Below are 507 nucleotides of genomic sequence, written 5' to 3' on the forward strand. Positions count from 1 at the left end.
CCCCCGCGCCGGTCCGCACCGAGCCCGTCGCGCCGGCGGCGCGCACCACCCCGACGGGGCGCGAGGTGATGGTGCTGTGGGCGTCCCAGACCGGCAACGCGGAGGAGTTCGCCACCGCCGCCGCCGGCCGGCTGCTGGCCGCGGGACATCCGGTGCGGCTCGCCGGAATGGCCGAGTCCGATCCCGCGACCCTGCCCCCCGCCACCGACCTGCTGCTGGTCACCAGCACCTTCGGCGACGGCGACGCGCCCGACAACGGCGTCGACTTCTGGACCACCCTGGCCGACGGCCGTGCCCCGCGCCTCGACGGCCGCCGCTACGCCGTGCTGGCCCTCGGCGACTCCGCCTACGACGACTTCTGCGGCCACGGCCGCCGCCTCGACCGCAGGCTCGCCGAACTCGGCGCCACCCGCCTCGCGCCCCGCACCGACTGCGAGCCCGACTACGAGCCCGCCGCCCAGGCCTGGCTCGACCAGGTGCTCGCCACCCTCTCCGGCGGCGCCGCGC

The 507-nt window shown here is 78.3% G+C and carries 1 protein-coding gene; it reads left to right on the forward strand.

The features are described from left to right. Positions 1 to 507, forward strand: a 507-nt coding sequence (locus E1265_RS36685) for a flavodoxin domain-containing protein (RefSeq protein WP_207931363.1), incomplete at both ends; no start/stop codon positions are given.

The sequence above is a fragment of the Streptomyces sp. 8K308 genome, from assembly GCF_004348315.1.
Classification (GTDB): Bacteria; Actinomycetota; Actinomycetes; order Streptomycetales; family Streptomycetaceae; genus Streptomyces.